Source organism: Pseudomonas sp. NPDC089758, from assembly GCF_044748705.1.
In the GTDB taxonomy this organism is placed as follows: Bacteria; Pseudomonadota; Gammaproteobacteria; order Pseudomonadales; family Pseudomonadaceae; genus Aquipseudomonas; species Aquipseudomonas putida_X.
In genome coordinates this window covers 276,168-284,379 of sequence record NZ_JBIVGN010000003.1, presented here as the reverse complement: position 1 = coordinate 284,379, position 8,212 = coordinate 276,168, and the positions used below count along the sequence as shown (strand labels likewise).

Genomic DNA, 8,212 nt, shown 5'->3' with positions numbered 1-8,212 from the left:
CCCAGGGACAGCGCACTTTTTGAGCAACAACTGTCTTGCTCAACTTCAAAAGCTGGCGCGATCCCTGTGGGAGCCGGCTTGCCGGCGATGGGCCGCAAAGCGGCCCTGGATCACCTAACTGACAGGCATAACCCCAAGGGGCGTTTTCGTCTCAGCCTGTTCAGGCGTAATGCCCCCAGGGACAGCGCACTTTTTGAGCAACAACTGTCTTGCTCAACTTCAAAAGCTGGCGCGATCCCTGTGGGAGCCGGCTTGCCGGCGATGGGCCGCATAGCGGCCCTGGATCACCTAGCTCACAGGCATAACCCCAAGGGGCGTTTTCGTCTCAGCCGGTTCAGGCGTAATGCTTGGCCGGGCTGTTCTCTACCAGGTCCAGCGCCTCATCATTCTCGGCACTGATCTTGTGGTACAGGGCTGCATCGGTGGCCAAGGTCTTCTCGCGAGCCGGGAAGATCTCCTTGAGCTTGGCGGCCCAGGCGCCCTTGGTCTGCTCGGGGAAGCAGCGTTCGATCAGTTCAAGCATGATCGACACCGTCACCGATGCGCCAGGGGACGCGCCGAGCAGCGCTGCCAGGCTGCCGTCCTGTGCCGACACCAACTCGGTACCGAACTGCAGAATGCCGCCTTTTTTCGGATCCTTCTTGATGATCTGCACGCGCTGGCCAGCCACTTCCAGGCGCCAGTCTTCGGCCTTGGCCTGCGGGTAGAAGCGGCGCAGCGACTCGAGGCGCTGTTCCATCGACTGCATCACTTCGCTGACCAGGTACTTGGTCAGGTCCATGTTGTCGCGGGCAACGGCCAGCATCGGGCCAATGTTGCCCATGCGCACCGACAGCGGCAGGTCCATCAACGAGCCGTGCTTGAGGAACTTGGTAGTGAAGCCGGCATAGGGGCCGAACAGCAGCGATGTCTTGCCGTCCACCACGCGGGTGTCCAGGTGCGGCACCGACATCGGCGGCGCGCCAACGGCGGCCTGGCTGTAGACCTTGGCCTGGTGCTGCTTGACGATTTCCGGGTTGTCGCAACGCAGCCACTGGCCGCTCACCGGGAAGCCGCCGAAGCCTTTGCCTTCCGGGATGCCCGACAGTTGCAGTAGCGGCAGTGCCGCGCCGCCGGCGCCGAGGAACACGAAGCGGGCGTCCACTTCACGGCTGCCGCCGCTGTTGACGTCCTTGATGCTGACGGTCCAGCCAGTGCCATTACGGCGCAGGCCAACGACCTTCTTGCTGTACTTGACCTGCGCGTTCTGCGAGTCGCCCAGCAGCTTGAGCAGCTTGTTGGTCAGTGCGCCGAAGTTGACGTCGGTACCTTTGGTCACGCGGGTGGCGGCGATATGCTGGTCGGCCGGGCGGCCTGGCATCATCAGCGGCATCCATTCATTCATCACCGCCTTGTCTTCGGTGTATTCCATCTCGGCGAAGGCGTGGTGCTGCTTGAGCAGCTCGAAACGCTTCTTGAGGAAGGCAACACCTTTGTCACCTTCGACGTAGCTCAGGTGCGGCACAGGGTTGATGAAAGCACGGGCCGGGCCGAAATTGCCTTTTTTGCTCAGGTAAGCCCAGAACTGGCGCGATACCTCGAACTGGGTGTTGATGTGCACGGCCTTCTTGATGTCGATGCTGCCATCGGCGGCCTGGGGCGTGTAGTTCAGCTCGCACAGGCCGGCATGGCCGGTGCCTGCGTTGTTCCAGGGGTTGGAGCTTTCCGCGGCCCCGGAGTCCATCGCCTCGACGACCTCAAGCTTCAGGGTCGGGTCGAGCTCCTTGAGCAGTACGGCCAGGGTGGCACTCATGATGCCCGCGCCTACCAGTACTACATCAACCGATTCGTTCTGCGCCATTTAACGCGTCTCCACAATCTACAGCTACCTAATTGACAGCATAGGACCCCAGGGGTGCCAGGATCGCCATGTCCGACTTTTCGCAGTTCTTGCAACTTCCGCGGACACCGCCAAATCAGTCTTCGGGTTCGTCTATTGAACGCCGTTTGCCCCAGGTGCGGCAATTCGACTTATGGTCAAGGTGTCGTGCGTGCGTTATGGAACGGATTCAGACACCCATGTGAAATGAGCGTATCAGCCGCCTGTTCAGGGCCGTTCGGGACACCTCTGTCGCTATTGCACATGCCAGACTGTTCATTTGCTCGCCACACTCTCGTGAAGTTGTGAAAACCGTTTTTTTCACGCTCTTTTGGAGACGTGAACCTCAAAAGGGGACTGCGCGATGGCAACCCACAGGTTCATGCAGTGCGAAGGGCCGGAAAAGCAGGCACGACAGCCGATGCAAGACCTGAGTGGAAGGCTCTCTGTGGGCGAAGCGGTGAAGGTGCCGGGGTCAAACGGCAAATGCGGGGCCCGATCAGGAGACGTCCTTATAATCGGGGGGAGATTATAACGATGTCGCGGGCAGAAAGGTCGTTATTCGTGCTTTTTATTGCAGCGTTTGTCAGGCGGGCAGGGTGCGCCGCTGCCAATGGCGGCTTGCATGGGCGCAAACCCGGGCGTTGGCGGGCAGTGGGCGGCCCAGCCAGGCAAGCTGGATTTCTGTGACCTGCACCCAGCCGCTGTTGCCGGGTGGCTGGCTGCATTGCTTGAACCCCAGGCAGATGCCGTCGCCATCGAGGCGGGCATAGGTCGTGTGGCGCGAGCGTTGGAAGAGTAGGGTCCAGAGCGAGGCCATGGTGTTGAGTCCTGTGTGTTAGGGCTTGCGGCGAGGATAACCGCCGGACCATGAACCGCGTGTGACAGACGCGCCTGGTATCAAGCGGCGAGCCACAACAAGGCGCCCGCGGGCTTTTACTTCTAGCTTGCCGCTTGTAGCTTGCCGCTAGGTATACTGTGAGCCTTCGCCGCATTTTCTGGAGAAACACGCATGTTGCAACGTCTGTTGTTCGGTTTGCTTGCCGTGGCCAGCCTGAGCCTGGTGGGGTGTGCCCACAGCCCGCAACAACTCAGCCCGCAACCCAAGCTCAACGCCCAGCTCGCCCCGGTCGGCCACGGCCAGCCGGTGGTGGTCAAGGTAGTGGACGGCCGGGCTTCGCAGTCCCTGGGTACTCGTGGTGGCATGTACCCCGAGACCAGCACTATCAGTGTCAGTGGCAATGACATCGTGCCCAAAGTGCAGGCCCAGGCCGAGGCCGCCGTACGCCTGTTGGGCTTCACCCCCACGGCCAACGCCGGCAATGCGCCGCAGCTGACCGTGACCCTGGCCGAGTTGAAGTACCAGTCGCCCAAGGACAACCTGTACGTGACCGAAGCCACCATCGGCGCCACCTTCCGCGCCGATGTGTCGAACGCCAACCGCCGTTACAGCGGCCGCTATGGCGCCTCGTTGGACCAGCGCTTCGGCATGGCGCCCAACCAGGAAACCAACACCAAGCTGGTGAGTGACGTGCTGAGCGATGCGTTGACCCGCCTGTTCAAGGACCCGACCATCGGTCAGGTGCTGGGCGAATAAGCTTTTCGCTGTAGCGAGAAAAAACCGCTGCCTGTTTGCCAGGCAGCGGTTTTTTTTTGCTCGTGCACAGGCCTCAGGCCGCGTCGAAATGAAAGTCCAGCACGCTCACGCCCGTCAGCAGGTCCACCTCTGGCAAATGCTCATGCGCATGCCCGCCCAGCGCGCAATACACCAGCCACTGGCGGTCCTGGACATTGATGGCGAAACCATCGATCAACGCCTGCTGTTCATCGCTCTGGGCAACGAGATAGAGGCGATCCTGGTTTTCGGCGTGCAGCATGAACAAGCTCCGGCTTGGGAAAAGGCCGACAGGGTGGCCTGCCCTTATGACGAGCGTGTGACAGATGAAATTTAGTGACACTTTGTCGCCAATGTCGGGCGTCGGGGCCGGCCTTCGGTAGAATGCCGGCCTTCGCTGACGTTCTGACCGAGGTTGCGTGATGTCCTTGCAAGTGCTCTGGGGGGTTCTGGCCGCCCATCCGACCAAGCTGATCAATCTGCTGGCACTGTTGATGACCTGCCCGGGCGGGTTGCTGCTGCACAGTGCACGGCGTCGCCAGGCCATCACCCGCGAGAGCCTGGCAGCGGACGAAGGCCTGGTGGATGCGTTCGACCAGCGGGTGCCGCGCTATTACTACATTCTCGGCTTTTCCTGCCTGGCGATGGCCTTGCTGCTGTCCTGGTTCAGTACCTGGATCTGAACCCTGCGGGGCCGCCAGGCGGCCCCTGTGATCAGGCAACCGGTGCCTGTTGCCTGACCTGATACTGGTTGCGCACCGGGGTGGCGTATTGCAACACCAGGTATGGCCGCTGCTCCTGCGGGCAGGCGTCCAGGCGGCGTTGCCATTCTTCCTTGGCTTTTGCCAGCTCCTCTGCGGGGAACACCTTCTCGGCGCTCGGCACCTGCAGTGCCTCATCCTTTTCGTCCCACATTGCATAGGCCAGGTAGTGCACCGGGAACAACCGGTAGCCACCCAGGATCTGCCGGTCGATCTCCTGCGCCAGCTGTTTGGTGTCCTCGTAGAACGCGGTTACCGGCGGGGCGAAGTTGATATGGACACGGCCCTTGTAGCCGGTGATGCCTTTGGCAATGCTGTTGTCGTCTTCACCCGGCGCTTTCTGGTAGGTACCGGTGGTCGCACGGATATACAGCTCGCGCGCCTTGGCCTGATCGCAAGGGTCGTACTCGTAGCTGATGGACACCGGGGTGAGGTTGAGGCCCTGGATCACTGCACCGAAAGGCTCGTCCTTGCGGCTCATGTGGAACATCTTGAGGATGGCCGAGTCGGTACGGTCATCACCATCCTTGGCACGGCCTTCGGCCTGGGCGATCCAGATCGAGGTACCGTCGTTGCGGATCGAATGGTTGATGTAGGCCGAGAGCAGCTGGTAGGCCGCGAGCTTTTCACGGCGGCCGCTGAGCGAGCGGTGGACGATGAAACTCTTGTTCAGGCGCATCATGTCGCTGACGAATGGCTTTTGCAGCAGGTTGTCGCCAATGGCGATGCGTGGCGTCGGCAGGCCGGCGTGGTACACCGCGTAGTTGACGAAGGCCGGATCCATGACGATATCACGGTGGTTGGCCAGGAACAGATAGGCGGTACCGGATTTGAGTTGCTCGACGCCTGTGTACGTGACCCCGTCGGTAGCGCGCTCGATGGTGTGGTCGACGTAGTATTCGACCTTGTCCTGCAACGTGGACACGCAGGTGACCCCGGCGAACTCCTTGCGCAGGCGGCGGGCGATCAGCGGCTTGAGCAGCCAGCCGAATGCCCCGGCTGCGCGCGGGAAGCGGAAGTGGGTGAGGATATCGAGGAATGCCGGGTCGCTGAGCAGGCGTGCCAGCACGGCAGGGACCTCAGCATCGTCGTACGGTCGGATGGCATCGAATTCGCCCATCATGCTCTCTTGTTGGAAACGGCTAGGGTAATAAGGTAGGGGTGGGGCCCGAAAAACGGCTCGGACACACGCAGGCCCTGTAAACAGACCGGCAATTATACGCATAAGTCACTGCGGAGGCCGCGATGCTGGAAACCGACTTCTACGATTGCCCTTATTGCGGCGAGCGCGTGGAAACCACCGTGGACATCTCCGGTGGCGACCAGATGTATACCGAAGACTGCCAGGTATGTTGTCAGCCGGTGGTTTTCATCCTGCAGGTGCACGGCGACGAATGGATGCTTGAAGTCAGACGCGAGGACGATGCCTGATGCGGCGGATCTACGAACCAGAAACGTTGCTGGAAGCAGAAATGCTCGCTGGCATGCTGGCCAGCGAGGGCATCGAGGTGCACCTGATCGGCCGTGACCTGATGGGCGGTGTTGGCGAGTTGCCGATGCAAGGCTTGCTCGGGCTTGCGGTGGCCGATGAGCAGGCCGGGTACGCACGGCAGCTGATCGATGCGTACAATGGTGCCCAGCCGCTTGTCGGCGACGAACCGGAGAGCTATCCCGGTACCTTGATCTGCTAGGTTCTGAATTCGCCCATGTGTGGACGCTATGCCCTGTTTCGCTGGCCCCAGGCGCTTGCCAGCCTGCCAGGCTTTCCTGCCGGCCAGCCGGCGCAATGGAATATCTCGCCCGGCGCTTCGGTGCTCATCCAGCGCCAGGTCGACGGCCAGATGCAAGTGGCCAAGGCACGCTGGGGCCTGACCCCGGCCTGGCTCACTGACCTCTCACGCACCCCCGCGCATGCCCGGGCCGAAACTTTGGCCGAGCAGCCCATGTTTCGCGAAGCGTTGCGTCTGCGGCGCTGCCTGATGCCCGCCAACGGCTTTTACGAATGGCGTGGCACGGCACGCAAGCGCCCTTACTGGCTGACGCCGGGGGAGGGCGCGTCGTTGTGGTTCGCGGCCATATGGGAGGCTTATCCGGTCCAGGACCAGGTGTGGTTGAGCTGTGCAGTAGTGACCCAGGCGGCGATGAACCAGCGTCGGCCGCTGATCCTGGATGAGGCGGGGCAGGCTGCTTGGCTGGACCTTGACACGCCGCTGGCGCGTTTGCATGAGCTGCTCGCCAGCCCACCGGCCACGCTACGGGAACGTGCGTTGGCGAATTTCGTCAATGACCCGAAGCTGGATGCGCCCGAGTGCCTGACGCCGGCCTGATGAGGCCCTCACGGCAAATAAAATCTTCCCTGCGGCTCTGGTAGCCCATGGGCGACTCGGCCTAGGATATCCCGCATGTAAAAAGGGAGTGTTTTCATGCGTAAGTCTTTTGTCGTCAGCCTGTTGAGTGCTGGCATCCTGCTGGCTGGCTGCCAGGCGGTCAATACCACCAGCGGGGGTGCTGTGGGCGTTGAGCGCAAGCAGTACATGTTCAGCATGCTCTCGACCGATGAGGTCAACCAGATGTACGCCCAGTCGTACCAGCAGACCCTCGGCGAAGCGTCGAGCAAGGGCGTGCTGGACAAGACCAGCGCCGATGCCAAGCGCGTGCAGGTGATTGCCGACCGGCTGATCGCTCAGGCGCCGAAATTCCGTCCTGATGCCGCGCAGTGGCAGTGGGAGGTCAATGTGATCAAGAGCGATGAGCTCAACGCCAACTGCGGCCCTGGCGGCAAGATCATCGTCTACACCGGTCTGATCGACCAGCTCAAGCTCACCGATGCCGAGATTGCCGCCGTGGTTGGCCATGAAATCGCGCATGCCTTGCGTGAGCACAGCCGCGAGGCGATGTCCAAGGCTTATGGCGTGGAAATGGCCCGCCAGGGTGCAGGTGCGTTGTTTGGCCTTGGCCAGAACAGTATTGCGCTGGCAGACCAGGTGGTGAACTACGCGATGACCCTGCCCAACAGCCGTGCCAATGAAAACGAAGCTGACCTGATCGGCCTGGAGCTGTCGGCACGTGCCGGCTACGACCCGAATGCCGCGATCACCTTGTGGAACAAGATGAGCAAGGCGTCCGAAGGCGCACCGCCTGAGTTCATGAGCACCCACCCGGCGTCCGAGAGCCGGATCGCCTCGTTGCAGGCAGCGATTCCCAAAGTCATGCCTCTGTACCAGGCCGCCAAGAAGTAAGAGCAGCTACAAGCTACAAGCTACAAGCTACAAGCTACAAGCTGCAAGCAAGAGCAAGAGCAAGAGCAAGAGCAAGAGCAAGAGCAGTACGCGTATGTCTGCCTCTCTCGTACAGCTTGCAGCTTGCAGCTCAAAGCTTGCAGCTTAACCCCCCACCCAGCCGCTGGCTTTCATGGCCGAGTAGACTGCGACGATTGCCAGCACGATGAAGGCTGTTGCGGCGAGGCGGCGAATCAGCGTCAGCGGCAGCTTTTCTGCGGCAAAATTGCCCGCCAGGACTACCGGTACATTCGCAATCAGCATGCCCAGCGTGGTACCGATGATGACCATGATCAGGTGCGGGTACTGAGCTGCCAGCATCACCGTCGCAACCTGGGTCTTGTCACCGATCTCGGCCAGGAAGAATGCGATCAGCGTGGTCAGGAACGGGCCGAAACGTCGCGCAGGGTTTTCATCATCATCCATCTTGTCCGGCACCAGGGTCCACAGGGCCGTCGCAGTGAAGCTCGCAGCCAGTATCCAGTGCAGCGCTGTCTCGCTGAAGAACCCGCTGACCCAGGCACCCACTGCACCTGCTGCGGCATGGTTGGCCAGGGTGGCGGCGATGATGCCGGCGATGATCGGCCACGGCTTGCGGAAACGGGCAGCGAGAATGAGCGCGAGCAGCTGCGTCTTGTCGCCAATTTCGGCTAACGCGACGATCGCGGTGGGTACGAGAAGAGATTCCAGCATCAGGATT

Annotated in this window: 11 protein-coding genes; 6 read left to right on the top strand and 5 right to left on the bottom strand. The window is 61.4% G+C overall.

Features of this window, described 5'->3' with window-relative positions; translation table 11 throughout:
• Positions 1–334 precede the first annotated feature (334 nt).
• Together mqo and ACIPZH_RS05895 are read right to left on the bottom strand one after the other, a co-directional pair.
• Positions 335–1,840: a malate dehydrogenase (quinone) gene (gene mqo, locus ACIPZH_RS05900; RefSeq protein WP_400635517.1), complete on the bottom strand. Its 1,506-nt coding sequence runs from the start codon at positions 1,838–1,840 to the stop codon at positions 335–337.
• 604 nt (positions 1,841–2,444) lie between these two features.
• Entirely contained in the window at positions 2,445–2,678 is a 234-nt protein-coding gene (locus tag ACIPZH_RS05895) for a hypothetical protein (RefSeq protein WP_400635515.1), read from the bottom strand.
• A gap of 192 nt (positions 2,679–2,870) precedes the next feature.
• Here ACIPZH_RS05895 and ACIPZH_RS05890 point away from each other — a divergent pair, with 192 nt between their 5' ends.
• Positions 2,871–3,455 (top strand): YajG family lipoprotein, encoded by a 585-nt coding sequence (locus tag ACIPZH_RS05890; RefSeq protein ID WP_241806337.1) that lies wholly within the window; start codon positions 2,871–2,873, stop codon positions 3,453–3,455.
• 73 nt (positions 3,456–3,528) lie between these two features.
• Here the strand turns inward: ACIPZH_RS05890 and ACIPZH_RS05885 are convergent, their stop codons facing one another.
• Complete coding sequence (locus ACIPZH_RS05885) at positions 3,529–3,735, bottom strand: hypothetical protein (protein ID WP_267818729.1); 207 nt, start codon at positions 3,733–3,735, stop codon at positions 3,529–3,531.
• Positions 3,736–3,895: 160 nt separating this feature from the next.
• Between ACIPZH_RS05885 and ACIPZH_RS05880 the strand changes: the two genes are divergently transcribed.
• Positions 3,896–4,156 carry a hypothetical protein gene (locus ACIPZH_RS05880; RefSeq protein ID WP_400635513.1) on the top strand — a complete coding sequence of 87 codons (261 nt, stop codon included), beginning with the start codon at positions 3,896–3,898 and terminating at the stop codon, positions 4,154–4,156.
• 31 nt (positions 4,157–4,187) lie between these two features.
• On the opposite strand, the gene ACIPZH_RS05875 is transcribed toward ACIPZH_RS05880, so the two are convergent.
• The gene (locus tag ACIPZH_RS05875) at positions 4,188–5,357 is read right to left on the bottom strand and encodes a 1-acyl-sn-glycerol-3-phosphate acyltransferase (protein WP_241806340.1); all 1,170 of its coding nucleotides are present in this window, start codon (positions 5,355–5,357) and stop codon (positions 4,188–4,190) included.
• A gap of 122 nt (positions 5,358–5,479) precedes the next feature.
• On the opposite strand from ACIPZH_RS05875, the gene ACIPZH_RS05870 reads away from it, so the two are divergent.
• The 4 genes from ACIPZH_RS05870 (at position 5,480) to ACIPZH_RS05855 (ending at position 7,473) form a co-directional block, all read left to right on the top strand.
• Complete coding sequence (locus tag ACIPZH_RS05870; protein WP_012316238.1) at positions 5,480–5,665, top strand: CPXCG motif-containing cysteine-rich protein; 186 nt, start codon at positions 5,480–5,482, stop codon at positions 5,663–5,665.
• Positions 5,665–5,925, top strand: coding sequence for a putative signal transducing protein (locus tag ACIPZH_RS05865; protein WP_115273872.1), 261 nt, complete (start codon positions 5,665–5,667; stop codon positions 5,923–5,925). Before ACIPZH_RS05870 ends, ACIPZH_RS05865 begins: the two co-directional genes overlap by 1 nt.
• A 15-nt stretch (positions 5,926–5,940) precedes the next feature.
• Entirely contained in the window at positions 5,941–6,561 is a 621-nt protein-coding gene (locus tag ACIPZH_RS05860; RefSeq protein ID WP_400635511.1) for an SOS response-associated peptidase, read from the top strand.
• Positions 6,562–6,657: 96 nt separating this feature from the next.
• Positions 6,658–7,473 carry a M48 family metallopeptidase gene (locus ACIPZH_RS05855; RefSeq protein WP_400625973.1) on the top strand — a complete coding sequence of 272 codons (816 nt, stop codon included), beginning with the start codon at positions 6,658–6,660 and terminating at the stop codon, positions 7,471–7,473.
• Positions 7,474–7,617: 144 nt separating this feature from the next.
• Here ACIPZH_RS05855 and ACIPZH_RS05850 read toward each other — a convergent pair whose 3' ends face one another.
• Positions 7,618–8,202, bottom strand: a complete 585-nt coding sequence (locus tag ACIPZH_RS05850) for a TMEM165/GDT1 family protein (RefSeq protein ID WP_241806377.1) — start codon at positions 8,200–8,202, stop codon at positions 7,618–7,620.
• Between the last annotated feature and the right edge of the window lie 10 nt (positions 8,203–8,212).

Coding starts and splice junctions, on each gene's coding strand:
- ACIPZH_RS05855 (WP_400625973.1), top strand. CDS start 6,658: ATGCGTAAGTCTTTTGTCGTCAGCCTGTTGAGTGCTGGCATCCTGCTG.
- ACIPZH_RS05885 (WP_267818729.1), bottom strand. CDS start 3,735: ATGCTGCACGCCGAAAACCAGGATCGCCTCTATCTCGTTGCCCAGAGC.
- ACIPZH_RS05865 (WP_115273872.1), top strand. CDS start 5,665: ATGCGGCGGATCTACGAACCAGAAACGTTGCTGGAAGCAGAAATGCTC.
- ACIPZH_RS05890 (WP_241806337.1), top strand. CDS start 2,871: ATGTTGCAACGTCTGTTGTTCGGTTTGCTTGCCGTGGCCAGCCTGAGC.
- ACIPZH_RS05880 (WP_400635513.1), top strand. CDS start 3,896: ATGTCCTTGCAAGTGCTCTGGGGGGTTCTGGCCGCCCATCCGACCAAG.
- ACIPZH_RS05875 (WP_241806340.1), bottom strand. CDS start 5,357: ATGATGGGCGAATTCGATGCCATCCGACCGTACGACGATGCTGAGGTC.
- ACIPZH_RS05895 (WP_400635515.1), bottom strand. CDS start 2,678: ATGGCCTCGCTCTGGACCCTACTCTTCCAACGCTCGCGCCACACGACC.
- mqo (WP_400635517.1), bottom strand. CDS start 1,840: ATGGCGCAGAACGAATCGGTTGATGTAGTACTGGTAGGCGCGGGCATC.
- ACIPZH_RS05870 (WP_012316238.1), top strand. CDS start 5,480: ATGCTGGAAACCGACTTCTACGATTGCCCTTATTGCGGCGAGCGCGTG.
- ACIPZH_RS05860 (WP_400635511.1), top strand. CDS start 5,941: ATGTGTGGACGCTATGCCCTGTTTCGCTGGCCCCAGGCGCTTGCCAGC.